Origin of the sequence: Curtobacterium pusillum, from assembly GCF_007680845.1 — a bacterium.
In the GTDB taxonomy this organism is placed as follows: Bacteria; Actinomycetota; Actinomycetes; order Actinomycetales; family Microbacteriaceae; genus Curtobacterium; species Curtobacterium pusillum_B.
The window spans coordinates 252,354-278,366 of the sequence record NZ_VEIY01000003.1; the positions used below are offsets into that span (position 1 = coordinate 252,354).

Sequence of the window (26,013 nt, forward strand, 5' to 3'; positions counted from 1 at the left end):
GACGGAACGGATCGGGGCGGGTGCCCGGACGGTGGCCCGGCACGCGCGTGCGCCCGTCAGGGCGCAGAGAACAAGTCTACGACCTCGCGCGCCGCGGTGCCGACATCGGAGTTCACGATCCGCACGTCGAACTCGTCCTGCGCGGCCAGTTCGACCTTGGCGGTGTCGAGTCGGCGTGCCTGTTCCTCGGCGGACTCGGTGCCGCGGCCGATGAGCCGCCGCACGAGTTCCTCCCACGAGGGCGGCAGCAGGAACACCAGGACCGCCTCGGGCATCGCGTCGCGCACCTGGCGGGCACCCTGCAGGTCGATCTCGAGCATCACCTTGTCGCCGGCGTCGAGCGCGCGGTCGATCGGCGGCCGCGGGGTGCCGTACCGGTACGAGTTGTGCACGGTCGCCCACTCGAGGAGTTCCCGGTCGCGGATCATCCGGTCGAACTCGTCGTCGTCCACGAAGAAGTAGTGCACGCCGTCGACCTCGCCGGGTCGCGGCTTCCGGGTCGTCGCCGAGACGCTGAGGTTGACGTCGGGGTACTGCTCGCGGATGAACGCACTCACGGTGCCCTTGCCGACCGCGGTGGGTCCGGCGAGCACGACGAGCTTCGAGGTCCCGCGCTTCCGACCGCGGGCGGCGAGCCAGTCCGCGAGTTCCGACCGCTGCCGGGTGCCGAGGCCGCCGAGCCGCTTCGACGGTGCGATCCGCAGCTCGCCCATGATCGACTCCGCACGCGCCGGACCGATGCCGGACAGGCTCGTGAGCAGGTCGCGGACGCGCAGGGACTTCTCGGCCGGTGCGTCGTCATCGCTCCACGCGAGGCGCGCGACCTCGAGCGCGGAGCGCTCCCCCGAGGCGACGGCGGCCTTCACCGCGGCCCGGGCGCGCCGCGCCGCCACTGCGGCCGCCGCAGCGGCGACACGGTCGACCTCCGGCGGGTTCCGGTGCGCGGGCAGGTCGTCGCGGTCCGCCGTCACGCGGCCGCCCCCAGCGCGCGGCGGATGCGGTCGGCGCGGTCGGCCACGAGCCCGGCGACGCCGTCCGGACCGTCGGTCAGCAGGCCGCGGGACTCGCTCACGAGCACCTGCTCGGCACGGGAGCCGTACAGCGCGCGGAGGTCCTCGATGCGCGCACCCTGGGCGCCGAAGCCCGGGGCGAGGACCGGCGCCGTGCCGATCGAGTCCCGGTCGATGCCGAAGTCGTCGAGGGCGAGCGTCGCGCCGAGCACGAGCCCGATGTCGCCGAGGGGCTGGTCGCCGCCGGCCCGGTTGTCGTCTGCCACGTCCAAGACGATACCGGCCGCGACGCTCCGCCCCGCACGCGGGCCCTCCGCGAGCACCGCGGTCTGCAGCACCCGGGCCTCGGGGTTGCTCGTCGCGGCGAGCACGAAGACCCCGGCGCCGTTCCGGCGCGCGACGTCGACGGTCCCGGCGAGCGAGCCGTACCCGAGGTACGGCGACACGGTCATCGCGTCGGCTGCGAACGGCCCGTCACGGTCCAGCCACGCCAGGGCGTAGTCGTCACCGGTCGATCCGATGTCGCCCCGCTTGACGTCGGCGACGACCAGGAGGCCCGCATCGCGTGCCCGTCGGATCGTCGCGTCGAGCGCACGGTAGCCGGCCACCCCCGCGGCCTCGAAGAAGGCGATCTGCGGCTTCACGATCGCGGCGCGGCCCGCGGCCGCGTCCACCAGGGTCGCGCCGAAGGCCGTCAGGCCCTCCTCGTCGCGACCGAGCCCCCACGCCGCCAGGGTGGCGGCGTGGGGGTCGATCCCGACGCAGAGGGCGGAACGCGACCCGATGGCGGCGGCGAGCCGGACGCCGAAGGAGGCCGCGCCTCCCGTGGTCCCGTCGGTCACCAGGTCGCGCGCTCGAGCGCGTAGTCCTGCAGGCTGCGGACGCTCATCGGCGACCCCATCGTCTCGATCGCCGCGACGGCCGCACCGAGCTCCGCGATGGTCGTGAAGATCGGCTTGTCCGCGGCGACCGTGGCCGCGCGGATCTCGTAGCCGTCCGCGCGTCCGGCGGCACCGGACGGCGTGTTCACGACGATGTCGACCGCACCGCGCGCGAGCAGGTCGACGACGCTCTCGCCGCCCTCGCTGTACTTGCCGACGATCGTGACGTCGATGCCGTTGCGCCGGAGGACCTCGGCGGTCCCCTCGGTGGCCGAGATCGAGAAGCCGAGCTGCTGCAGGCGGTGGATCGGCAGCACGATGGCGCGCTTGTCGGTGTCGGCGACGCTCACGAAGACGGTGCCGCCCGTCGGCAGGCCGCCGTACGCGGCCTCCTGCGACTTGAGGAACGCCCGCGGGAAGTCGCGGTCGATGCCCATGACCTCGCCGGTGGAGCGCATCTCCGGGCTGAGCACGGAGTCGACGACCTGGCCGTCGTGGGTCCGGAAGCGGCGGAAGGGCAGGACGGCCTCCTTCACGGCGACCGGCGCCTGCGGCGGCACCGAGGAGCCGTCCCGCTCGGGCAGGATGCCCTCGGCGACCAGCGCGTCGACGGATGTGCCGGTCATCACGCGCGAGGCGGCCTTCGCGAGCGGGATGCCGAGCGCCTTCGAGACGAACGGGACCGTGCGGCTGGCGCGCGGGTTCGCCTCGAGGACGTAGAGCACACCCGCGGCGATCGCGAACTGCACGTTGAGGAGCCCCCGGACGCCGATGCCACGCGCGATCTTCTCGGTCGCGGCGACCACGCCCTGGATCTCGGCGCGCCCGAGGCCGACCGGCGGCAGGGTGCAGGCCGAGTCGCCGGAGTGGATGCCGGCTTCCTCCAGGTGCTCCATGATGCCGCCGATGTAGAGCCGCTCACCGTCGAACAGGGCGTCGACGTCGATCTCCACGGCGTCGTCCAGGAACCGGTCCACGAGCAGCGGGAGCTCCGGACCGATGATCGCCTGGTCGGCCATCCGGTCGAAGTAGTCGGCCATGGCGGTCGAGTCGTAGACGATCTCCATGCCGCGGCCGCCGAGCACGAAGGACGGGCGGACGAGGACCGGGTAGCCGATCTCCTCCGCGACGGAGGTGGCGCTCGCGAGGTCGTGCGCCGTGCCGTTGCGCGGGGCGAGCAGCCCGGCCTGGTCGAGGATCGCCGAGAACTGGCCGCGCTCCTCGGCGGAGTCGATGGCCGACGGGGACGTGCCGAGGATCGGGATGCCGGCCGCCTCGAGCGGCTTCGCGAGCCCGAGGGCCGTCTGGCCACCGAGCTGCACGACGACGCCGACGAGCTCGCCGGAGGCAGCTTCGGCCTCGATGACCTCGAGGACGTCCTCGGTCGTGAGGGGCTCGAAGTACAGGCGGTCGGACGTGTCGTAGTCCGTGGACACCGTCTCCGGGTTGCAGTTGATCATGATCGTCTCGAACCCGGCGTCGCTCAGCGCGAAGGACGCGTGCACGCAGGAGTAGTCGAACTCGACGCCCTGGCCGATGCGGTTCGGGCCGGAACCGAGGATGACGACCTTCTTGCGGTCGCTCGGGACGACCTCGGTCTCGGCGTCGTACGACGAGTAGTGGTACGGCGTGAGGGCCGGGAACTCGCCGGCGCAGGTGTCGACCGTCTTGAAGACCGGGCGGATGCCTTCCTGGTGCCGGAGGTCACGGGCCTCCTGTTCTGAGATCCCGCGCAGCGACGCGATCTGGGCGTCGCTGAAGCCGTGCTCCTTCGCCCAGCGGAGGATGTCCGCGTCCAGCGTCTCGGCGTTCCTGACCTCCAGAGCGACCTCGTTGATGAGCACGATCTGGTCGATGAACCACGGGTCGATCTTCGTGGCCTCGAAGACCTCGTCCGCGGTGGCACCGGCGACGAGCGCCTGCTGCACCGTGACGATGCGGCCGTCCGTCGGGATCGCGGACTTCGCGAGGAGGGCGTCCTTGTCGAGCTCGCCCGCCGGGGTGTCCCAGTGGAAGCTCGACCCCCGCTTCTCGAGCGACCGGAGCGACTTCTGCAGCGCGGTGGCGTAGTTGCGGCCGATCGCCATCGCCTCGCCGACGCTCTTCATCGTCGTGGTGAGCGTCGCGTCCGCGGCGGGGAACTTCTCGAAGGCGAACCGCGGGGTCTTCACGACCACGTAGTCGAGCGTCGGCTCGAAGCTCGCCGGGGTGACGCGGGTGATGTCGTTCTCGATCTCGTCGAGCCGGTAGCCGATGGCGAGCTTCGCCGCGATCTTCGCGATCGGGAAGCCGGTGGCCTTCGACGCGAGCGCCGACGAGCGGGAGACGCGCGGGTTCATCTCGATGACGATGAGCCGGCCGTTGGACGGGTCGACGGCGAACTGGATGTTGCACCCGCCGGTGTCGACGCCGACGCGCCGGATGATGTCGATGCCGATGTTCCGCATGTTCTGGTACTCGCGGTCGGTCAGCGTCAGGGCGGGGGCGACGGTGATCGAGTCGCCGGTGTGGACGCCCACCGGGTCGACGTTCTCGATCGAGCAGATCACGACGGTGTTGTCGTAGTTGTCCCGCATGAGCTCGAGCTCGTACTCCTTCCAGCCGAGGATCGACTCCTCGAGGAGCACCTCGGTGGTCGGGCTCGACTGCAGGCCGTCGCCGACGAAGCGGACGAGCTCCTCCTCGTTGTACGCGAAGCCCGAACCGAGGCCACCCATCGTGAAGGACGGGCGGACGACGAGGGGGTAGCCGAGGTCCTGGGCGTACTCCTTCGCCTCGTCGAGGGTGTGCGCGATGTGGCTCCGGGCGACGTCCGCACCCGACTCGAGGACGAGCTCCTTGAAGAGCTGGCGGTCCTCGCCGCGCTGGATCGCGTCGACCTTGGCACCGATGAGCTCGACGTCGTACTTGGCGAGGATGCCCTCGGCGTCGAGCTTGATCGCGGCGTTCAGGGCGGTCTGGCCGCCGAGCGTCGGGAGCACGGCGTCCGGGCGCTCGATCTTGATGATCTCCTCGATCGACGCGCTGGTGATCGGCTCGATGTAGGTCGCGTCGGCGAAGTCCGGGTCCGTCATGATCGTCGCCGGGTTCGGGTTCACGAGGATCACCCGGACGCCCTCGGAGCGGAGGACGCGGCACGCCTGGGTGCCGGAGTAGTCGAACTCGGCGGCCTGCCCGATGACGATCGGGCCGGAGCCGATGACGAGCACGGAGTTGATGTCTTGGCGCTTCGGCATCAGTTGCCTTCCTTCGTGACGTCTGCTGCGGGGGTCGTGGCGTCGGCGGTCGCCGCGTCGAGCGGCTCTCCGTCGCGGCGCGCGCGGACCAGGTCGGCGAACCGGTCGAACAGGTACATGGAGTCGTGCGGTCCGGCGGCGGCCTCGGGGTGGTACTGCACGCTGAACGCGGGGACGTCGAGGGCGCGGAGCCCCTCGACGACCTGGTCGTTCAGGGAGTAGTGCGAGACCTCGACCCGACCGAACCCGGCCGGCGACTCGATGACCTCGCCGAGCGGAGCGTCGACCGCGAAGCCGTGGTTCTGGCTCGTGATCTCGACCTTGCCCGTCGTGGTGTCGAGCACGGGCTGGTTGATGCCGCGGTGACCGAAGGGCAGCTTGTAGGTGCCGAACCCGAGGGCACGACCGAGCAGCTGGTTGCCGAAGCAGATGCCGAAGAACGGGCGACCGGTCTTCAGGCTCTCCTGCAGCAGCGTCACCTGGGCGTCGCTCGCGGCCGGGTCGCCGGGGCCGTTCGAGTAGAACAGGGCGTCCGGCGCGAGTTCCTCGAGCGCCGCGGCGGAGATGTCCTGCGGCACGACGTGCACCTCGAACCCGCGCTCGGCGAGGTAGCGGGTCGTCGATGCCTTCACCCCGAGGTCGAGCACGGCCAGCCGGCCGATCTGCTCGCCCACCGCGGGGACGACGTAGGTCTCGGGCGTGGAGACGATCGCGGAGAAGCTCGCCCCGGCCATCGTCGCCTGCTCACTGACCAGACGCGCCTGCTCGGAAGGGTCCAGCGCCGCGTCGGCACCGCTGAACACGCCGCCCTTCATGGCACCGGCGTCGCGGATCCGCCGCGTGAGTGCCCGGGTGTCGATCCCGGAGATGCCGACGATGCCGTCCCGCACGAGGTGCTCGTCGAGCGACGCGTTGGCGCGGTGGTTCGACACCACGCGGCTGGGGTCGCGCACGACGTACCCGGCGACCCAGATGCGGCGGGACTCGGGGTCCTCGTCGTTCACACCCGTGTTGCCGATGTGCGGCGCGGTCTGCACCACGATCTGCCCGGCGTACGAGGGGTCGGTGAGCGTCTCCTGGTAGCCGGTCATGCCGGTCGCGAAGACCACCTCGCCGAGCGTGCGCCCGCGGGCGCCGTAGGCCCAGCCGTCGTACCGGGTGCCGTCCTCGAGGACCAGCACGGCCCGTTCGCGTGTCATCAGTTCGTCCCTTCGCCCGCGGTGTGCGGGTGTTCGTGCTTCGTCGACAGTCCCTGCAGGGCGACGAGTGCTGCTGCGTCGCCCTCCGGGAACCGGAAGTAGGTGTCGAGGTCCGTCGCACCTGCGGCGCCGGTCGCCGTCCATCGCAGACGGACCAGTCCCCCGGGCTCGACCACACGGTCGATGGCCCACGTGGCGCGGTCGGCGCCGCGGACCGCGTCGCGCGCGATCCAGCGGTCGGCGGTCCCGGCGTGGTGGAGCACCACTCCGGTCTCGTGGACGGTCACGCCGCCGCGGCCCCGGAACCCGAGGCCGCCCGCCGTGACCCGCTCGAGCGGCTGGTCGGCGCGGGTCGTCGCGACGGTGAAGCCGTCCCACGACCCGGCTGCCGGTGACAGGTCGGCCGGGACGGCGACGGGAGGCACGGCTTCCGTCTGCTTCCTGGTCCGCGTCCGCCAGGTGCGTGCCATGGCGACGAACAGCGCGGCGACCGCCAGCAGGATGATCCCGCCGAGGAGCCAGCGTGCGGCGTCACCACTCATGCGTCCGCTCCCGTCCGCTGCGCCGCGGCGTGCGCCGCGATCGTGGCGGCGTCGACGAGCTGGCCGTCGAGCACCGTCGCGTAGCCGTGGTGGAAGGTCGCCACGACGCGTCCGGGGAGCCGCATCCCCAGGTACGGCGAGTTCTGCGACTGCCCGGCGAGGTCGGTGACCGCGAAGTCCCGGCTGGCCGACGGGTCGTACAGCGTGATCTCGGCGGACGCACCCTCGGCGATCCGCTGCCCCTGACCCTCGACCTGCCCGATGCGGGCCGGCGCCTCGGAGAGCACGCGAGCGACGTCGGCCCAGTCGAGCTGACCGGACTCGACGACGGCCGCGTGCACGACACTGAGCGCCGATTCGAGGCCGACCATGCCGTTCGCGGCCGCGGGCCACTCGCAGCACTTCGCCTCGGCCGTGTGCGGCGCGTGGTCGGTCGCGACGATGTCGATCGTGCCGTCGGCCAGGGCCCCGCGGAGCGCGTCGACGTCCTCGCGGGAGCGCAGCGGCGGGTTGACCTTGTACCGCGCGTCGTAGCCGGCCGCTCCGTCGACCCCGGCGATGAGGTCCTCGGTGAGGATGAGGTGGTGCGGCGTGACCTCGGCCGTGACGTCGATCCCGCGGGACTTCGCCCAGCGGATCACCTCGACGCTGCCGGCGGTCGAGACGTGGCAGACGTGCAGCCGCGCACCGACGTGGTCGGCGAGCAGGACGTCGCGGGCGATGATCGCCTCTTCCGCGACGGCCGGCCAGCCCGCGAGCCCGAGCTCCGACGACAGCCGGCCCTCGTTCATCTGTGCGCCGATGGTCAGTCTCGGCTCCTGCGCGTGCTGCGCGAGCACCCCGCCGAAGCCCTTGATGTACTCGAGCGCCCGGCGCATGAGGAGCGGGTCCGACACGCACGAGCCGTCGTCGGAGAAGACCCGGACCTTCGCGCGGCTCGTCGCCATGGCACCGATCTCGGAGAGGTGCGTGCCCTGCAGTCCCTGCGAGACCGCACCGATCGGGCGCACCGTGACGTAGCCGGCGTCCTCCCCGAGCGCCTGGACCTGCTCGACCACCCCGGCGGTGTCGGCGACCGGCGACGAGTTCGCCATCGCGTTCACCGCGGTGAAGCCGCCCGCGGCCGCGGCACGCGAGCCGGTGAGGACCGTCTCCGACTCCTCGAAGCCGGGCTCGCGCAGGTGGGTGTGGAGGTCCACGAGACCGGGCAGGGCGATGAGGCCGTCCGCGTCGACGACCGTGGCGCCGGCCGCGTCGAGACCGGACCCGACCGCGGTGATGCGCCGCGCCTCCAGTCGGATGTCGGCACGCGAGCCGTCGACCAGCTGCGCGCCGCGGATGAGGTGGGCGGTCATGCGACGGTCTCCTTCGCTTCGTTCCCCGTGAGGGCCAGGTAGAGGACGGCCATCCGGACCGACACGCCGTTCTCGACCTGCTCGACGACGGTCGAGCGGGGGTCGTCGGCGGCGACGCCGGCGATCTCGAGGCCGCGGTTCATCGGCCCCGGGTGCATGATCAGCGTCCGCTGCGACAGCCGGTGGTACCGGCTCGCGGTGAGCCCCCAGTGCCGGGTGTACTCGCGCGGGTTCGGGAAGAACGCGTCGTTCATCCGTTCCTGCTGGATCCGGAGGGTCATCACGACGTCCGGGTCCTCGGCGAGGGCGGCGTCGAGGTCGTGGTGCACGGCGGCACCGAACGGGTTCGCCGACACCGGGAGCAGCGTCGGCGGAGCGGCGAAGGTGACGCTCGCGCCGAGGGTCCGCAGCAGCCACGCGTTGCTCCGGGCGACGCGGCTGTGCAGGACGTCGCCGACGATGAGGACGCGGACGCCGTCGAGCGCCTGCCCACGGCTGCCGGCGCCGTGCAGGCGACGGCGCATCGTGAAGGCGTCGAGGAGCGCCTGCGTGGGGTGCTCGTGGGTGCCGTCGCCCGCGTTGACCACGGGGACGTCGATCCAGTCGGCGTCGGCGAGGACCCGCGGCGCCCCGGACGCGCCGTGGCGGATCACGATGCCGTCGATGCCCATCGCGCCGAGGGTCTGCACGGTGTCCTTGAGGGACTCGCCCTTGGAGACGCTCGAGCCCTTCGCGGCGAAGTTGAGGACGTCGGCGGAGAGGCGCTTCGCGGCGGCCTCGAACGAGATCCGGGTGCGGGTGGAGTCCTCGAAGAAGAGGTTCACGACGGTCTTGCCCCGGAGTGCCGGGAGCTTCCGGACCTCGCGGGTGTTCACCTCGGCCATCTCCTCGGCGACGTCGAGGATGTGGATCGCCTCGGCGCGGGAGAGGTCGGCGGTGGAGAGGAGGTGCTTCACGCCGTCCCCCCATCGATCTGTGTCTCGCTCTGCGTCTCGTTCTGCGTCTCGCTCTGCTCGATGACGACCTCGTCGGTGCCGTCGGTCTCGGTCAGGCGGAGCGTCACGCGCTCGTCGGAGGCCGTCGGCAGGTTCTTGCCGACGTGGTCCGCGCGGATGGGGAGTTCGCGGTGCCCCCGGTCGACCAGGACGGCGAGCCGGACCGCCCGCGGACGGCCGATCCCCTGCAGCGCGTCGAGCGCCGCCCGGACCGTGCGGCCGGAGTACAGCACGTCGTCGACGAGCACGACGACCTTGCCGTCGATGCCGCTCGCCGGGATGGTCGTCCGGTGCGGCGCGCGGCCGATGCCGTGGCCGAGGTCGTCCCGGTGCATCGTCACGTCGAGGGTGCCGACGCGGCCGTCGCCGGTCGTCCACTCGGGTTCGATGTCGGCCAGGACCCGGTCGAGGCGTTCTGCGAGGACCGCCCCCCGGGTCGGGATGCCGAGGAGGACGAGGTCCGAGGCGCCGTGGTTGGCCTCGAGGATCTCGTGGGCGATGCGTGTCAGAGCACGCGTGATGTCGGGCTGCTGCAGGACCGTTCTGGTACCCACGCCGACCTCCTTCCCCGCCTCACCGGACGGACTTAAAGGATGCTGACGTGGTCAACCCTACCGGGACTCCTGGTCCCCTGCGACCGTCCGACCGGACGGTGCACGACCACCGGCGACGGCGCCGAGCACCCCGTTGACGAACCCGGCGGACTCCTCCGTCGAGAGCGACTGCGCGAGCTCGACCGCCTCGGCGATCGCGACCGCGTCGGGCACCTCGTCGTTGAACCGGAGCTCCCAGACGCCCATCCGCAGGATGCACCGGTCGAGCACCGGCATGCGGGCGATCGACCAGCCCTGCGCGTGCTCGACGATGATGTCGTCGAGCAGCGCGCGGTCGTCGTCCACGCCGGTGACGATCTGCCGCGCGTAGTCCCAGCTGGAGGCGCGCTCCGGCTGGTCCAGGTGGCGGACGGTCTCGGTGGCGAGGACGTCCGAGATCGACAGCTCGCGCACCTCCGCCACGTACAGCATGTCGAGGGCGCGCTTGCGGGCCTTGGAGCGAGCACTCATCCGGTCAGCGCCTAGGAGTTGACGCGGCCGAGGAAGCTGCCGTCGCGCGTGTCGATCTTCACCGTGGTGCCGTTCTCGAGGTACAGCGGGACCTGGATCCGGTGGCCGGTCGCGATGATGGTCGCGTCCTTGGTGCCGCCGGACGAGCGGTCGCCCTGCAGGCCCGGCTCGGTCTCCACCTCGGTGACGATCGAGGTGGGGAGCTCGACGTACAGCGGGTTGCCCTCGTTCATCGCGATGGTGACCATCGCCGACTCGAGCAGGTAGTTCTTGGCGTCGCCGACGACCGTCGCCGAGACCGGGATCTGGTCGTACGTGTCGGTGTCCATGAACACGTAGGAGTCGCCGTCCTCGTAGAGGAACTGGTAGTCGCGGCGGTCGACGACCGCGGTGTCGATCTTCGCACCGGCGTTGAAGGTGCGGTCGACGACCTTGCCCGACACGACGTTCTTGAGCTTGGTACGGACGAACGCGCCGCCCTTGCCCGGCTTGACGTGCTGGAACTCGACGACCGACCAGAGCTGCCCGTCGATGATGAGAACGGCGCCGTTCTTGATGTCAGTGGTACTGGCCATGAGTCTTCGATGTCCCGTTCGATCGTGTTGTGAAGGTCTGCGGACCGCGCTGGGTCCCGGACGAGTGTACCGGACGCGGTCGGTCGCGCTTCCGCGGGCTCGTCCTCACTCGCGCTTCCGCGCACTCGTCCTCAGTCGCGCTTCCGCGCCAGGGCGGAGTCGATCGCCGCCCAGGCGAGCAGCACCACCGCCGCTCCCCCGAGCAGCGCACCGGCCACCCCGGTGGAGAGCACGGCGGTCGGACGCGCCGGTGCCGCGAGGTAGACGATCGCGAGGATCCCGGCGCCGGAGCCGAGCAGCACGAGGAGGACCCGTCGGATGACACCGTTCAGCGTGCGTCGGTCGCGCCGGTCCGCGAACAACCGGATGTTGACCGAGAGCTTCCCGGTCTCGATGGCCTCGCCGATCCGGTCGACGCGGCGCGGGAGCCGGCGCGCCGCGGTGACGGCCCCGAACAGCTCCCGCACGGCGACGTCGCGGAGCTTCCCGGGCCGCAGCTGGTCACGGATCTGCTCGCGTGCGAGTCCGCGGGACTCCTCGAGGAGGTCGAAGGACGGCGTGAGCGTGCGGAGCGTGCCCTCGAAGATCGCGAGTGCCCGCGCCGCAGCGACGAAGTCCGGCGGCGCCGTCAGCCGGTAGCGGCCGAACACCTCGACCGCGTCGTCGACGGTCTCGACACCGATCCGGGCGCCCGGTCCGAGCTCGTCGGCCACGAAGCGCGCGATGTCCCGGCGGAAGTCCGCCTCGTCCTCGGCGTCCCGGACCGGCGCCATCCGCAGCACGGCGTCCGCGATGCGGGAGGTGTCGTCCTGGATGTACGCGGCGAGGAGCTCCTGCACGGTGTCCCGGAGCCCGGGGTCGAGCCGACCGACGGACCCGAAGTCGATGAGCGCCGGGCGGCCGTCCGGCTGGACGAGGACGTTCCCCGGGTGCAGGTCGGCGTGGTAGATCCCGTCGAACACCACCTGCCGGAGGAACGCGCGGAGGATCGCCCGCATCGGCTCGTCGAGGTCACGGTCGGACCGCTCGGCGCGGATCGCGCTCAGCGTGTCGCCCTCGAGGAACTCCATCACCAGGACCCGGCGCCCCGAGAGGTCGGGGTACGGGTCGGGGAACCGCACCTCGTCGGGGCGCGCGCTCCGGGCCTGTGCCGCGCGGAGCGTCGTGAGGTTCCGCAGCTCCGAACCGAAGTCCACCTGACGGACGAGGTCGTCGGCGTACTGCTGCGCGACCTCCTGCACGCCGACCTGCCGTGCCTCGGCCGACCACCGCGCCATGAACCGCACCACGCGGAGCGCGATGTCGACGTCCCGCCGGACGGCGACGTCGATCCCGGGTCGCTGCACCTTCACGGCGACGCTCGTGCCGTCGGCGAGCCGCGCGCGGTGCACCTGGGCGATCGACGCCGCCGCGACGGGCACCGGGTCGAAGGCTGCGAACACCTCGTCGACCGGGGCACCCAGCTCCCGTTCGAGCAGGGCGGCGACCTCGTCCGCGGGGGCCGGGGTCACGCTCCGCTGCAGGTGGGCGAGCCCGTCGGTCCACTCGTCGGGGAGCAGGTCGTCACGCGTCGAGAGCAGCTGGCCCATCTTCACGAAGCCGCCGCCGGCTTCCTCGAGGGCGAGGCGGAGGTGCTCGGCCTGGCTGCGTCGCAGGTCGGACGTCGCGGGATCGTGGGAGAAGTCCAGCCGACGGAAGGGCACGAGGCCGTGCCGGCGGGCGATCGAGAGCAGCTCGGTGAACCGGCGGCCGCGCGAACGGAGGGTGCCGGGGTCGGCTTCCTTCGGGGCGGACAGGTCGCTCAGGCGGGGCGGAGTGGGCACGCGTCCAGTGTGCTCCCCCGCCCTGCGTGGTCCGGTCCTCCACAGCCTGGAGGCGCGGCTCGTCATCCACAGGTCGGCGCTCGCCCGGCATGCGGTCGCGTCCGCCCCGTCAGGATCGGGTCATGGAGACAGCACTCATCGCCGCGAGCATCGCAGCGGCCGCGTCCGTGCTCGCCGCGGTGGTGAGCTGGTTCGGCGCGTTCCAGAACCGCCGGACCCCCGACCGAGACCACGCGTGGACGCGTCTGACCTGGGCGATGCGAGCGAAGAGTACGGAGGCGGAGTACGACATCTCGAGAAATGTGCTCGAGCGGATGATGACCGTACGGTGGGCCTCCAAAGCCGACCAGAACCTCGCGCTCCGAGCACTCCGTCGGCACGCTCCGCCCACGACCGAGAAGGACGACGACTGATGCACCTCTTCGCTCCGCTGCCGGATCGTCCGGAGTTCAAGATCGATGGGACCGACCACGACGATGCTGTACTCGTCGCGTGGGTCGAGGGCGCGACGGTCGAAGAATGGTTGGAGTCCGAGCGCACGGGCGTCGTCACCGTCTCGATGCGCGTGAAGTGGTGGTGGCGGCGGACCCGACGCGTCCTGCGCTGACGGGGGGGGCTGCTAGACCCCGACCTCCTGGTAGGCGGTGAAGAGCAGGTGGTCCTCGGGCCCCTCGAGCGTCACGGGCTTCCCCACCCCGTCGAGGATGATGAACCGCAGCATGCCGGCCCGCGCCTTCTTGTCCCGCCGCATCGTCGCGAGCAGTCCTTCCCACCGGCCGATGCCGTACGTGGTCGGCAGTTCGAGGGACTCCAGGATCGACCGGTGCCGGTCGACCGTCGCGTCGTCCAGGTGACCGGTCAGGCGTGCGAGCTCGGCCGCGAACACCATGCCGACCGACACCGCTGCGCCGTGCCGCCACTGGTAGCGCTCGGCGTGCTCGATCGCGTGTCCGAGCGTGTGCCCGTAGTTGAGGATCTCGCGGCGGCCCTGCTCGCGGAAGTCGTCGGACACGACCTCGGCCTTGAGCGCGACCGCCAGCTCGACGACCCGTCGGAACTCGGGCGTGGACGGGTCCGTCACGCGGGCGACGTCGGCTTCGACGATGTCGAGGATCTCGGGGACGGCGATGAACCCGGCCTTCACGATCTCCGCGAAACCGGTGAGGATCTCGTTGCGCGGCAGCGTCCGGACGAGGTCGAGGTCCGCCACTACCGCACGGGGCGGGTAGAAGGCACCGACGAGGTTCTTGCCCTCGTTCGTGTTGATCCCCGTCTTGCCACCGACGCTGGCGTCCACCATGCCGAGCACGCTCGTGGGGATCGCGACGTAGGGCACGCCACGCAGCCAGGTGGCCGCGACGAACCCGGCGAGGTCGGTCACGGCGCCGCCGCCGAGCCCGACGACCGCGTCGGTCCTGGTGAAGTCGGACTGCCCCATGATCTGCCAGCAGAACGCGGCGACCTCGATGCGCTTCGCGCCCTCGGCGTCGGGTACCTCGGCGATGAGCGCTTCGAGCCCGGCGTCGGCGAGCAGGTCGCGCAGGTCGTTCGCCCGCGCGCCGAGCGTCGGTGCGTGCACGATGAGGACCTTGGCGACGCGGGGGCCGAGGAGCGCCGGCAGCGACCCGAGCAGGCCGTTCCCGACGGCGACGACGTACCCGTCGTCCCCGCCGACGCGGATCTCGGTGGTGCCCTCCGGCAGGATCGACTCGGTCACGGTGCTCCTTCGGTGGTGGTGCGGGTCTCCGGGCGGGTGTCCGCACCGAGCCAGGCGACGACGTCGTCGACGACGTGGGACATCGGACGTCGGGAGGTGTCGAAGACGGCGTGGGCGAGTTCGGCGTAGGTGGCCGCGCGCTCGTCCATGATGGTCTGCCAGGCGTCGATGCCGCCGTTCGCGAGCAGGGGTCGGTCGCTGCCCGCGATGCGATCCGCCACCGCCTCCGGGGAGACGGTGAGGAGCACGACGCTCGCGCCGCGCATCGCTTCGCGCGTGGCGGCGTGCGTGACGGCACCGCCGCCGACGGCGATCACGCCGCCGGTCGCCATCGCCGAGCGGACCGCCTCGGCCTCGAGCGCGCGGAACGTCGGTTCGCCGCGGTCGGCGAAGATGCCCGGGATCGGCCCGTGCTCCCGCACGATGACGCGGTCGGTGTCGGTGAACGGGACGCCGAGCGCCTTCGCGACGCGTTTGCCCACGCTCGACTTGCCCGCGCCCATCGGTCCGATGATGACGACGGGTGCGGACAGCGCGGTGCCGCTCACCAGGCCGCGGTCGGCTCGGCGGTCTCGGTGCGACGGCTGCGCAGCGTCTCCGGGATCGACGCGAGGTACGCGTCGAGGTTCCGCTTCGTCTCGACGACGTTGTCGCCGCCGAACTTCTCGAGCACGGCGTCGGCGAGCACGAGCGCGACCATGGCCTCGGCGACCACGCCGGCCGCGGGGACGGCGCAGACGTCGGAACGCTGGTGGTGCGCGGAGGCGTCCTCGCCGGTGGTGACGTCGATGGTGTGCAGCGCGTGCGGCACCGTCGCGATCGGCTTCATGCCCGCGCGGACGCGCAGCACGGTGCCCGTGGACATGCCGCCCTCGGTGCCGCCGGCGCGGTCGGTCGTGCGGACGATCTCGCCGTCTTCGCGGTAGAGCTCGTCGTGCGCCTCGGACCCGCGGCGTGCTGCGGTCGCGAAGCCGTCGCCGACCTCGACGCCCTTGATGGCCTGGATCCCCATGATCGCCGCTGCGAGCCGGGCGTCGAGCCGGCGGTCCCACTGCACGTGGGAACCGAGCCCTGGCGGGACGCCGTAGAACAGGACCTCGACGACGCCGCCGAGGGTGTCGCCGTCCTTCTTGGCCGCCTCGACCTCGGTGACCATGCGCGCGGAGGTCTCGGCGTCGAAGCAGCGGAGCTGGTCGTCGTCGAGGCGGTCGACGTCGTCGGGCAGCGGGAGCGCCGTGCCGTCGGGGACGCGGACCGTCCCGACCTGCAGCGTGTGCGCCACCGAGCGGATGCCGAGCTCCGCCAGGAACGACTTCGCGACCGCGCCGAGGGCCACCCGGGCCGCGGTCTCGCGGGCCGAAGCGCGCTCGAGGATCGGACGGGCTTCGTCGAAGCCGTACTTCTGCATGCCGACGAGGTCGGCGTGGCCCGGACGCGGCCGGGTCAGCGGCGCCGAACGCCCGCGGGACATCTCGGTCGGTTCGACGGGCTCGGGGTTCATCACCTCGACCCACTTCGGCCACTCGGTGTTGCCGATCCGGATCGCGATCGGGCTGCCCATCGAGTAGCCGTGCCGGACACCGCCCGAGACGTGCAGCTCGTCCTGCTCGAACTTCATGCGGGAGCCGCGGCCGTACCCGAGCTTCCGGCGTGCGAGATCGGTACGGATGGACTCGAACGACACCGGGACACCCGCGGGCAGGCCCTCGAGCATCGCGATGAGTTCGGGTCCGTGGGACTCACCAGCAGTCAACCAACGAAGCATGGTGTCCATCCTCCCACAGCGCCGCCCCGTGCGACGCGCGCCCGACTACTGGTAGTCGGGGTGCGCGCGCAGCCACGCCTGGAACTGCTTGACCGCCACCAGGTGCTGGGCGTACGTGTCCGAGAACACCGTCTCGCCGGTCTGCAGGTTCACCGTCACGAAGTACTCCCAGTTGCCCGTCGCCATCTTCGTCACCGCGTTGATCGCGATGTCACCCGGGTTCGAGATCGGTGCCGGCGGCAGCCCGTCGTGCACGTAGGTGTTGTACTTGTTCGACGCGTCCGCGCGCTCGGCGTCGGTCGTGGTCACGGTGTGCGTGTTGCCCGTCCCGTACGCCACGGTGGCGTCCGACTGCAGCTTCATGCCCTTGTCGAGACGGTTCTGGAACACCCGCGCCACCTTCGGGTAGTCGGCGGCGAGACCGGCTTCCTTCTGCACGAGCGACGCGAAGACGATCACGTGCTCCTGGTCCGCTTCGGCGACACCCGCCGCGGCGAGGTGCTCCTTCATCGTGTCCACCATCGACTTGAAGTACTGCGTCGCGGTCCACCCGGGGTTGATCGGGTACGTCGCGGGGAAGAGCCAGCCCTCGAGCGTGGTGGCGTTCGACGGCAGCCCGTAGGCGGAGAGGTCCTTCGCCGCCGCGGAGACCTCGGCCGCGGTCAGTCCGGCCTTCGAGACCATGCCGGCTTCGATGTCCTTGAGCGCCGTCCCCTCCGGGATGACGATCGACGCCTGGACGCGGTTGTCCTTGTCCTGCAGCGCCGCGAGGGCGGACTTGGAGCTCATCTTCTTCTTGAGCGAGTACGAGCCCGGCTGGAACTGGACGTCGGGCGACGCGAGCAGGAGCTTGTAGAAGACCTTCGAGTCCTTCACGACGCCGCTGCGCTGCAGGGTCTTCGCGACGTCCTCGCCGATGTCGCCCTGCTTGATCGTGATCGTCACCTTGCTCGTCCCGCTGCCCGAGTAGTCGTCGGGCTCCTGCGAGCCGCTGATCGCCGACACGAGCTGCTGGACCTTCGGGGCGGCGAACGTGTACGCCGAGACCCCGACCGCGAGCACCACCGCGACGATGACGATCCCCGCGATGAGCGGGCCGCGTCGACGCTTCTGTCGCGGTCCGCGCGGCTCGCGGGGCGGTCTGGAGGCTCCCCCGCGTCCACCGCGCCCGCCGCGTCCGCCGTCTCCCGCGCCTCCAGTGCCGTCCGCACCGTGTCCGCGACCGGTCGCGTCGTCCGCCGACCGGACACCCGCGTCGTGCGGGGCGGTGCCCGCCCCGGCGCCGGATGCCGCCGCGGCACGGGCGTCGTCGTCGACGCGCAGTTCGCCGGTCAGGAGCGCGTGCACCTCGGGGTGGAGGTCCTCGGGAGCGGTCGCGATCGGCAGGTCCGCCGAGGCGCGCGGGGCCGTGGCGTCCGCGTCACGTCCGACTGCTGACGGTCCGGCGGCGTCTGCCGCGGCAGGGGCGGCTGCCGCTTCACGGGCGGCTGCTGCTTCGCGTGCGGCTCGGGCCTCGCGACGGGACATCGGCCGCCCCGCGGTGCTCTGGGCGTCCCGCGGGTCGATCGCGCCGCCACGCGCATCGGGGGTGGCCGTGCCGTCGGAAGTCGTGTTCCGACGCTCGGCGTCGTTGCCGGGCGCGATGATCGCGTTCCAGTCCAGGTCGTCTGCCAACGGTCCTCGGTCTCTCGGTCGGGAACTCCGCCTGGGCTACGGTGCTGGCGACCGTGTGGCAGCCGCGGTGGTGCGTGCACAGCTCTGTGGGAGCACTGTTCTGTACGAGCACTGTCAGGGAAGCGTGGCCCCCGGTGGGGCGCCGGACGCACGCTCGTGGTCGAGCGCGTGTTGCAGAATGATAACAGCGGCCGCTTGGTCGATCACGGCGCGGGACTTCTTCGTGTTCTTCCCCGCCTGGTGCAGGCCTCGCTGCGCCGTGACCGTGGAGAGCCGTTCGTCGACGAGCCGGACCGGTCGGTGCTCGGCGAGCAGCTCGGCGAAGGCGCGCGCGTCGGCGGTCGACGGGGTGTCCCCGCCGGACATCGACAGGGGCAGCCCGACGACGATCTCGAGGACGTCGTACTCGTCGGCGATCGCCGCGATCCGCCGGACGTCGTCGCCGTCCCGACGCGGGACCGTCTCGACCGGCGTGGCGAGGAGGCCGTCGCGGTCGCACACCGCCACACCGATCCGGGCCCGGCCGACGTCGACGCCGAGCCGGCGCCCGGATCGGACCGCCACGGTCAGGCCGCGAGCCGGTCGGTCACCGCACGGAGCGCGGCCGGCAGCGCCGAGGCGTCGGTGCCACCGCCCTGCGCGAGATCCGGCTTGCCGCCGCCACCGCCGCCGAGGACGCCGGCCGCCTCCTTCGCGAGGGGACCCGCCTGCACCCCGGCGCCGCGCGCGGCGTCGTTCGTCGCGACGATGACCACGGGCTTGTCGTTGATGACCGCGCCGAGCACCACGACGGCCGCCCCGTCGCCGAGCTGGGTCCGGACGCCGGTCGCGAGGGCTCGCAGGTCGTCGCCGGACTGCAGCCCCTGGACGGTCTCGGCCACCACGGTCGTCGCGCCGATGGTCCTCGCCTGGCGGGCGATCGTCGGCACGCGCTGCTGGAGGTTCGCGGACTCGAACTCGGCGATCCGCTTCTGCGCGGTCCGGAGGTCCTCCATCAGGGACTGCACCCGGGTCGGGAGCTCGGCCCGCGGCGCCTTCAGTGCGCTCGACAGCTGCGACACGATGGTCCGCTCGACGGCGAGGTCGCGGAACCCGTCGATCCCGACGAGTGCCTCGACACGACGGTTGGTCGAGCCGACGCTCGACTCGCCGACGAGGTTGACGAGGCCGACCTGCGCGCTGGACGCGACGTGCGTGCCACCGCAGAGCTCGCGGGACCAGGGGCCGCCGATGTCCACCATGCGGACCTCGGAACCGTACTTCTCGCCGAAGAGCGCCTGGGCACCGAGGGCCTTCGCCTCGTCCAGCGGGAGCACCCGGGTCGAGACCTCGAGGTCGGAGCGGATGGCGGTGTTCACGACGTCCTCGATCTCGGAGCGGGTCTCGAGCGACACCGGCTGCGACCACGAGAAGTCGAGGCGCATGTAGCCGGACTTGTTGTACGACCCGGCCTGGAGCGCCTCGGGACCGAGGATGTCGCGGAGCGCCGCGTTCACGAGGTGCGTGGCGGAGTGCGCCTGGGTCGCGCCGCGGCGGTACTCGGCGTCCACCACGGTCGTCGCGGGCGCGCCGACCCCGACCTCGCCGGACCGGACCTGGACCGTGTGGCTCCAGAGCCCGGCGACGGGCCGCTGCACGTCGAGGACCTCGAGGTCGAAGCCGTTGCCGATGATCGAGCCCTGGTCGGCGTCCTGCCCACCGGACTCCGCGTAGAGCGAGGTCTCGCCGAGGATGACCTCCGCGATGTCGCCCGCGACGGCACGGTCGACGCTCACGCCGCCGACGATGATGCCGAGGACGTTCGTCTCGGCCTCGAGCGCGTCGTAGCCGAGGAAGACCGTCTCGCCCTTCGCGCGGAAGGCGCTGTAGACGCTGAGGTCGGCGAGGGCCGTCTTCTTGCTCTTGGCGTCCGCCTTCGCGCGGGCACGCTGCTCGGACATGAGGGTCTCGAACGCGGAGCGGTCGACCTGCACGCCGGCTTCCTCCGCCATCTCCATCGTGAGGTCGATGGGGAAGCCGAAGGTGTCGTGCAGCAGGAACGCCGTGTCGCCGCCGATCGAGGGCGCGCCGTCCTGCTTCGCACGCTCGACCGCGACGTCGAGGATGGTCGTGCCCTGCGCGAGGGTGCGGAGGAAGGTCTCTTCCTCGGCGTAGGCGATCCGGGCGATCCGGTCGTAGTCGGACGCGACCTCCGGGTAGGCCTCCCGCATGGCGTCGCGGGACGCGGGGAACAGCTGCGGGAACGTCGCGCCGTCGACGCCGAGCAGACGCATCGCCCGGACGGTGCGACGGAGCAGCCGTCGGAGGATGTAGCCCCGGCCTTCGTTCGACGGGGAGACGCCGTCGGCGATGAGCATGAGCGCCGAGCGGACGTGGTCCGCGATGACGCGCATCCGGACGTCGTCCTCGTGGACGGCGCCGTACCGGCGGCCGGAGATCTCGGCGGCGCGGTCGAGGACCGGGCGGACCTGGTCGATCTCGTACATGTTGTCGACGCCCTGCTTGATGAAGGCGACCCGCTCGAGCCCCATGCCGGTGTCGATGTTCTTGTTCGGCAGCTCGCCGGTGATCTCGAAGTCGTACTTCGAGCGCACGTCCGCGATCTGGTACTGCATGAACACGAGGTTCCAGATCTCGACGTAGCGGTCGTCGTCGGTGGCCGGGCCGCCGTCGATGCCGTACTCGGGACCGCGGTCGAAGAAGATCTCCGAGCAGGGGCCCGCCGGACCCGGCTGACCGGTCGACCAGTAGTTGGTGTCCTTGCCGAGCCGCTGGATGCGTTCCTCGGGCAGGGAGGAGTGCTGCTTCCAGAACGCGATCGCCTCGTCGTCCTCTTCGTAGACGGTCACCCACAGGTCGTCCGCCGAGAAGCCGAGGCCGCCGTCCGCCTCGGGCTTGGTCAGAAACTCCCAGGCGTACTGGATCGCCTGTTCCTTGAAGTAGTCGCCGAACGAGAAGTTGCCGTTCATCTGGAAGAACGTGCCGTGCCGCGGGGTCTTGCCGACCTCTTCGATGTCGTTCGTGCGGATGCACTTCTGCACGCTCGTCGCGCGCGGGTACGGCGCCGGCACCAGCCCGGTGAGGTACGGGATGAACGGCACCATGCCGGCGACCGTGAACAGCAACGACGGGTCGTCCGACACGAGCGAGGCGGACGGGACGACGGTGTGGCCGCGGTCACCGAAGAACTGGAGCCAACGGCGGCGGATCTCTGCGGTCTGCATGGTGCTTCCTGTTTCAGGTCTGGCTGATGGGGTGCATCGGCTCGGTCGGGACGGCGAGGACGCGTCAGACGTCGGTGCGGAGCTCTGCTTCGCGGGAGCGGTAGCCGTCGGCGACGGCACCGGTGAAGGCCTTCGTGCGAGCGTTCACGTCGGCGAAGAACCGAGCGCCACCGGGGCTGTTCGCGACCCGGTGCGCGACGGCGAACCCGATGACGACGCCGACGGCGACGAAGAACAGCTGCTTCACGGTGCCCCTCCCTCAGTGCACGCGAGCGGGTGCGTGCCCAGACGATCCTACTGTCGGTGCCGGGCCGGAACGCCGAACGGCGGGCCGCCCTGTGGAGAGGGCGACCCGCCGGTCGGGGGTGATCAGGAGATCAGCGAGCTGCGTAGTACTCGACGACGAGCTGCACTTCACAGGTCACGGGGACCTCGGCGCGCTTCGGGCGACGGGCCAGGCGGGCCTGGAGCTTGTCGATCTCGACCTCGAGGTAGCCCGGGACCTTCGGGAGGACTTCCTGGTGGCCACCGGCTGCGGCGACCTGGAAGGGCTCGAGCGACTCGGAGCGCTGCTTCACGTGGATGAGCTGGCCCTCCTTGACGCGGAAGGAAGGACGGTCGACGAGCTTGCCGTCCACGAGGATGTGGCGGTGCACGATCAGCTGACGGGCCTGCGCGGTGGTGCGGGCGAAGCCGGCACGGAGCACGAGGGCGTCGAGGCGCTGCTCGAGGAGCTCGACCAGGTTCTCACCGGTCAGGCCCTTCGTCTTGCGGGCCTCTTCGAAGACGATGCGGAGCTGCTTCTCGCGGATGCCGTACTGGGCGCGCAGACGCTGCTTCTCACGGAGGCGGACGGCGTAGTCGCTGTCCGCACGACGGCGGGTGCGGCCGTGCTCACCGGGGCCGTAGGGGCGCTTCTCGAGGTAACGGGCCGCCTTCGGCGTCAGCGGGATGCCGAGCGCGCGCGAGAGGCGGGTCTTGCTGCGGGTGCGTGACTTGGTAGACACAGGGTCCTTTTCTCTGTCTGAACTGGGCACTCGACGGGCACCGGACGCGGACGCTCTGCGAGCGGACACGGTCGGTCCCGACGAAGGGATCCAGAGGGATGAGCCTGTGGGATCGGACGGCTACAGTCCGAACCTCTGCCCCCGTACCACTGCTGTGGCACTCTGTCCTCGACGCAGCCGCGCGCGAGGACCAGGACGTAGGCCCGTCAACGATAGCAGCATCGGGACGCCAGGTGAACCACCCGCGTCACTCGCCGCGCGTGATCTTCCGGAGTCGTTCGAGTCGCGGACCGACCTCGCGCTCGTAGCCGTTCGTCGTCGGGGTGTAGTACTCGGTGCCGTCGAGGGCGTCCGGGAGGTACTGCTGCTCGGCCACGCCGTGCTCGGCGTCGTGCGAGTAGACGTAGCCCTTGCCGTGCCCGAGTCGCTTCGCCCCGGGGTAGTGCGCGTCGCGGAGGTGCATCGGGACGACCCCGAGCCGGCCGGCCTTGACGTCGGCGATCGCCGCGTTCACCCCGTTGTACGCGGCGTTCGACTTCGGCGCGGTCGCGAGGTAGACCACGGCCTCGGCCAACGGGATGCGGCCCTCGGGCATGCCGATGAGCTGGACGGCCTGGGCCGCTGCGACCGCGATCGGCAACGCCTGCGGGTCGGCCATGCCGATGTCCTCCGACGCGGAGATGATGATCCGCCTGGCGATGAAGCGCGGGTCTTCGCCGGCTTCGATCATCCGTGCCAGGTAGTGGAGCGCGGCGTCGACGTCGCTCCCCCGCACGGACTTGATGAAGGCGCTGATGACGTCGTAGTGCTCGTCGCCCTGCCGGTCGTACCGCAGGAGGGCACGGTCGACGGCGGCCGCGACGGTGTCCGCGTCGATGACGGGGACGGTGTCCACGCCGTCGAGCGAGTCGTCGTCGGGGTCGTCCTGTGCGGCGACGGCCGAGGACGCCGCGGCTTCGAGTGCGGTGAGGGCGCGTCGGGCGTCGCCCGAGGACAGCCGCACGATCGCGCTCCGGGCTTCGTCCCCGAGCACGACCGAGCCACCGAGGCCGCGCGGGTCCTCGACCGCACGGTCGACGAGCATGCCGAGGTCGGCGTCGGTGAGCGGTTGCAGCGTGAGGAGCAGCGACCGGGAGAGCAGCGGGGAGATCACCGAGAACGAGGGGTTCTCGGTGGTGGCCGCGATGAGGATCACCCAACCGTTCTCGACGCCGGGGAGCAGGGCGTCCTGCTGCGCCTTGCTGAACCGGTGGATCTCGTCGAGGAACAGGACCGTCGTCGAGCCGTAGAGGTCCCGGTGGGTGAGGGCCTTCTCCATGACCTCGCGCACGTCCTTCACGCCGGCGGTCACCGCGGAGAGTTCGACGAACTCGCGGCCGGACTGCCGCGCGATCGCCTGCGCCAACGTGGTCTTCCCCGTGCCGGGCGGGCCCCAGAGGATGACCGACACGCCACCGGGGTTCTCCCGCGTGCCGGTGGCGAGCTGCACGAGCGGACTGCCGCGCCCGAGCAGGTGCTGCTGACCGGCGACCTCGTCGAGGCTGGTGGGTCGCATCCGGACGGCGAGCGGGACGGAACCCTGCGCGAGTCCGGCGCGACCACCGGTGGTGGGCGCGCGCATGCCCGAACGGTCCGCTGCCATGCGACCAATCGTAGGCCGACCCACCGACGTCGGGCGTGCCTCCAGGGCGGCGACCGTGGCGGTTACAGTACGCTCGTCGCACACTCGACGAGAGGGACGACCAGCACCGTGGCACCCAAGAACCAGGCGCGTGACAACCGGGAGGCGCGCGAGCGTCTCCGTCTCTACAAGGCGCGACAGGGTCTGCACGACCGGCAGCGACGCCGTCGTCGTCGGGACGACCTGGTCGGGGTCGGGGTGCTCGTCCTGGTCGCGGCGCTCGCGACCGGTTCGCAGCTCGCGTTCGCCGGCTCGCACGGCTCGGAGACGAAGGCCAGCGCGAGTGCCAGCGCCAGCGCCAGCGCCACGCCGACCCCGTCGGCCAGTGCCACGGCGGCGAACACCGGTGACGTGCCGAGCAAGTCGATCGCGAAGGGCGCCACCTGGACCGGGTCCCTCACGCTGAACAAGGACGTCAAGCTCGGCATCGAGCTCGACGGCGCGAAGGCCCCGCAGGCCGCGAGCGTCGAGATCAAGCTGATCCAGGAGCAGTTCTACGACGGCACCACGTGCCACCGCCTCGCCGACAGCGACGGGTTCCAGTTCCTGCAGTGCGGCTCCGCCAACGGCGACGGCACCGGCGACGCCGGGTTCGAGTACGGCCCGCTCGAGAACGTGCCGAGCGACGGCGAGTACACCAAGGGCACGATCGCGATCGCCCGCGGCTCGTCGGCGTACTCGCAGTCCACCCAGTTCTTCATCGTCTACGGCGACACCACGCTGGACGGCTCGACGGGCGGCTACACCGTGGTCGGGAAGGTCACGAGCGGGCTCGACGAACTCGTGTCGAAGATCACGTCGAAGGGCATCTCGTCGGCCGGCAGCGACGGCACCGGCGAGCCGAAGGTGGCGACGAAGATCACCGACGCGACCATCGCCGAGGAGAAGTAGTCCACAGGCCAAGGGCTGGTCGGGCCGCGGAGCCGGTCCGTGCAATAGGCTGACGACCTGACCGTGCCGACGGCGACGTCGGTGATGCACGACCACGATCGAGGCGAGACCTGTGGGATCTGACGAAGCAACGACCTGGGGGCGGGTCGACGAGAACGGGACCGTGTACGTCCGGTACGACGACGGCGAGAAGGCCGTCGGCGAGTACCCGGACGCGACGCCCGACGAAGCCCTCGCCTACTTCGCGCGGAAGTACGCCGACCTCGAGGGGCAGGTGAAGATCGCCGAGCAGCGCGTCCAGCGCGGCGCCTCGGCGAACGACGTCGCCCGGACGGTCGAGCACCTGCAGGCCCTCGTGGCCGACGCCCGCGTCGTGGGCGACCTGAAGGCGCTCGAGACCCGTGTCGGAGCGCTCTCCGAGCAGCTCGGCTCGCTCACCAAGGAACAGGCGGAGCAGGCGCAGGTCGCCCTCGCGGAAGCGCTCGCGCACCGGACGGCCCTGGTCGAGGAAGCCGAGGCCCTGGCAGCGGTCGACCCGGCCCGCGCGCAGTGGAAGCAGATCACCGCGCAGCTCGACGACGTCTTCGCCCGGTGGCAGGCGCACCAGCACGACGGCCCGCGCATCCCCAAGAACGAGGCGAACGAGCTCTGGAAGCGCTTCCGTGCAGCGCGATCGACGGTGGACCAGCACCGGCGCGCGTTCTACTCCGAGCTCGACTCGCAGCACCGCGACGCCCGCAACCGCAAGCAGGAGCTCGTGCAGCAGGCCGAGGCGCTCGCGCCCCGTGGCTCGGACGCCATCCCCGCGTACCGCGAGCTGCTCGACGACTGGAAGCAGGCGGGCCGCGCCGGCAAGCGCCACGACGACGCACTGTGGGCACGGTTCAAGGCCGCCGGCGACGTGCTGTTCGAGCAGCGCCACGCCGAGACCGCTGCCGAGAACGAGGAGTACTCCGAGAACCTCGCGGCGAAGCAGGCGCTGCTGACCGAAGCGGAACCGCTGCTCCAGGAGACCGACCGGGCCTCGGCACGCCGGACGCTCACGGGCATCCAGCGCCGGTGGGACGAGATCGGCAAGGTCCCCCGGGGCGACGTCCGACGCATCGAGGACCGCCTGCGCGCCGTGGAGGACCACGTCCGCAGCCTCGAGGACGCGCACTGGAAGGAGTCCAACCCGGAGCGCAAGGCCCGGCAGACCGGTCTCGCCAGCCAGCTCGAGGACGCCATCGGCAAGCTCGAGGCCGAGCTCGCGCAGGCGCAGGCCTCCGGTGACGCCCGCAAGATCAAGGACGCGCAGGAAGCGCTCGACGCCCGCAAGATCTGGCTCGACGCCCTCGGCGGCTGATCAAGTGACCGGCTGACCCGCCGACCGGC

24 protein-coding genes are annotated in these 26,013 nt (G+C 71.4%); 4 read left to right on the top strand and 20 right to left on the bottom strand.

The window, feature by feature from the left end; genetic code table 11:
• Positions 1-56: 56 nt before the first annotated feature.
• The 11 genes from gmk to FS825_RS08860 all read right to left on the bottom strand — a co-directional run bounded on the left by gmk (position 57) and on the right by FS825_RS08860 (position 12,680).
• Complete coding sequence (gmk, locus tag FS825_RS08810; RefSeq protein WP_395885862.1) at positions 57-971, bottom strand: guanylate kinase; 915 nt, start codon at positions 969-971, stop codon at positions 57-59.
• On the bottom strand, positions 968-1,852 hold the full coding sequence (gene pyrF / locus FS825_RS08815; protein ID WP_144712156.1) for an orotidine-5'-phosphate decarboxylase: 885 nt from the start codon (positions 1,850-1,852) through the stop codon (positions 968-970). The genes gmk and pyrF overlap by 4 nt, the downstream gene beginning before the upstream one ends.
• Positions 1,849-5,127: a carbamoyl-phosphate synthase large subunit gene (gene carB / locus FS825_RS08820; RefSeq protein WP_144712157.1), complete on the bottom strand. Its 3,279-nt coding sequence runs from the start codon at positions 5,125-5,127 to the stop codon at positions 1,849-1,851. The genes pyrF and carB overlap by 4 nt, the downstream gene beginning before the upstream one ends.
• On the bottom strand, positions 5,127-6,326 hold the full coding sequence (carA, locus tag FS825_RS08825; RefSeq protein ID WP_144712158.1) for a glutamine-hydrolyzing carbamoyl-phosphate synthase small subunit: 1,200 nt from the start codon (positions 6,324-6,326) through the stop codon (positions 5,127-5,129). Before carA ends, carB begins: the two co-directional genes overlap by 1 nt.
• Entirely contained in the window at positions 6,326-6,868 is a 543-nt protein-coding gene (locus FS825_RS08830) for a PH-like domain-containing protein (protein WP_144712159.1), read from the bottom strand. The genes carA and FS825_RS08830 overlap by 1 nt, the downstream gene beginning before the upstream one ends.
• Positions 6,865-8,223 (bottom strand): dihydroorotase, encoded by a 1,359-nt coding sequence (locus FS825_RS08835; RefSeq protein ID WP_144712160.1) that lies wholly within the window; start codon positions 8,221-8,223, stop codon positions 6,865-6,867. Before FS825_RS08835 ends, FS825_RS08830 begins: the two co-directional genes overlap by 4 nt.
• Positions 8,220-9,179, bottom strand: coding sequence for an aspartate carbamoyltransferase catalytic subunit (locus FS825_RS08840; protein WP_144712161.1), 960 nt, complete (start codon positions 9,177-9,179; stop codon positions 8,220-8,222). Before FS825_RS08840 ends, FS825_RS08835 begins: the two co-directional genes overlap by 4 nt.
• On the bottom strand, positions 9,176-9,772 hold the full coding sequence (gene pyrR / locus FS825_RS08845; protein ID WP_144712162.1) for a bifunctional pyr operon transcriptional regulator/uracil phosphoribosyltransferase PyrR: 597 nt from the start codon (positions 9,770-9,772) through the stop codon (positions 9,176-9,178). The genes FS825_RS08840 and pyrR overlap by 4 nt, the downstream gene beginning before the upstream one ends.
• Positions 9,773-9,829: 57 nt before the next feature.
• Entirely contained in the window at positions 9,830-10,282 is a 453-nt protein-coding gene (gene nusB, locus FS825_RS08850; RefSeq protein ID WP_144712163.1) for a transcription antitermination factor NusB, read from the bottom strand.
• An 11-nt stretch (positions 10,283-10,293) separates the two neighbouring features.
• Positions 10,294-10,857: an elongation factor P gene (efp, locus tag FS825_RS08855; protein WP_144712164.1), complete on the bottom strand. Its 564-nt coding sequence runs from the start codon at positions 10,855-10,857 to the stop codon at positions 10,294-10,296.
• 131 nt (positions 10,858-10,988) lie between these two features.
• Complete coding sequence (locus FS825_RS08860) at positions 10,989-12,680, bottom strand: ABC1 kinase family protein (protein WP_186377149.1); 1,692 nt, start codon at positions 12,678-12,680, stop codon at positions 10,989-10,991.
• 122 nt (positions 12,681-12,802) lie between these two features.
• On the opposite strand from FS825_RS08860, the gene FS825_RS08865 reads away from it, so the two are divergent.
• Positions 12,803-13,093, top strand: coding sequence for a hypothetical protein (locus FS825_RS08865; RefSeq protein WP_144712166.1), 291 nt, complete (start codon positions 12,803-12,805; stop codon positions 13,091-13,093).
• On the top strand, positions 13,093-13,287 hold the full coding sequence (locus tag FS825_RS08870; RefSeq protein WP_144712167.1) for a hypothetical protein: 195 nt from the start codon (positions 13,093-13,095) through the stop codon (positions 13,285-13,287). Before FS825_RS08865 ends, FS825_RS08870 begins: the two co-directional genes overlap by 1 nt.
• A 12-nt stretch (positions 13,288-13,299) precedes the next feature.
• Here FS825_RS08870 and aroB read toward each other — a convergent pair whose 3' ends face one another.
• From aroB to FS825_RS08915, 9 genes are all read right to left on the bottom strand, one after another.
• Positions 13,300-14,397: a 3-dehydroquinate synthase gene (gene aroB / locus FS825_RS08875; protein ID WP_395885868.1), complete on the bottom strand. Its 1,098-nt coding sequence runs from the start codon at positions 14,395-14,397 to the stop codon at positions 13,300-13,302.
• Positions 14,394-14,945, bottom strand: coding sequence for a shikimate kinase (locus FS825_RS08880; protein ID WP_395885870.1), 552 nt, complete (start codon positions 14,943-14,945; stop codon positions 14,394-14,396). Before FS825_RS08880 ends, aroB begins: the two co-directional genes overlap by 4 nt.
• A complete protein-coding gene (aroC, locus tag FS825_RS08885; protein ID WP_144712168.1) occupies positions 14,942-16,162 on the bottom strand; it encodes a chorismate synthase in 1,221 nt (406 codons plus the stop codon). Before aroC ends, FS825_RS08880 begins: the two co-directional genes overlap by 4 nt.
• A 45-nt stretch (positions 16,163-16,207) precedes the next feature.
• Positions 16,208-17,836: an endolytic transglycosylase MltG gene (gene mltG / locus FS825_RS08890; protein ID WP_260981097.1), complete on the bottom strand. Its 1,629-nt coding sequence runs from the start codon at positions 17,834-17,836 to the stop codon at positions 16,208-16,210.
• A gap of 114 nt (positions 17,837-17,950) precedes the next feature.
• Positions 17,951-18,400: a Holliday junction resolvase RuvX gene (gene ruvX, locus FS825_RS08895; protein WP_144712169.1), complete on the bottom strand. Its 450-nt coding sequence runs from the start codon at positions 18,398-18,400 to the stop codon at positions 17,951-17,953.
• 2 nt (positions 18,401-18,402) lie between these two features.
• Complete coding sequence (gene alaS / locus FS825_RS08900; RefSeq protein WP_144712170.1) at positions 18,403-21,060, bottom strand: alanine--tRNA ligase; 2,658 nt, start codon at positions 21,058-21,060, stop codon at positions 18,403-18,405.
• A gap of 64 nt (positions 21,061-21,124) precedes the next feature.
• Positions 21,125-21,307: a hypothetical protein gene (locus FS825_RS08905; RefSeq protein ID WP_144712171.1), complete on the bottom strand. Its 183-nt coding sequence runs from the start codon at positions 21,305-21,307 to the stop codon at positions 21,125-21,127.
• 130 nt (positions 21,308-21,437) lie between these two features.
• Positions 21,438-22,067: a 30S ribosomal protein S4 gene (rpsD, locus tag FS825_RS08910; RefSeq protein WP_022905490.1), complete on the bottom strand. Its 630-nt coding sequence runs from the start codon at positions 22,065-22,067 to the stop codon at positions 21,438-21,440.
• Between the two features lie 247 nt (positions 22,068-22,314).
• Positions 22,315-23,688 (bottom strand): replication-associated recombination protein A, encoded by a 1,374-nt coding sequence (locus tag FS825_RS08915; RefSeq protein ID WP_144712543.1) that lies wholly within the window; start codon positions 23,686-23,688, stop codon positions 22,315-22,317.
• Positions 23,689-23,817: 129 nt separating this feature from the next.
• Between FS825_RS08915 and FS825_RS08920 the strand changes: the two genes are divergently transcribed.
• Entirely contained in the window at positions 23,818-24,639 is an 822-nt protein-coding gene (locus FS825_RS08920) for a peptidylprolyl isomerase (RefSeq protein WP_144712172.1), read from the top strand.
• A 112-nt stretch (positions 24,640-24,751) separates the two neighbouring features.
• Positions 24,752-25,984 carry a DUF349 domain-containing protein gene (locus FS825_RS08925; RefSeq protein ID WP_186377150.1) on the top strand — a complete coding sequence of 411 codons (1,233 nt, stop codon included), beginning with the start codon at positions 24,752-24,754 and terminating at the stop codon, positions 25,982-25,984.
• Positions 25,985-26,013 lie beyond the last annotated feature (29 nt).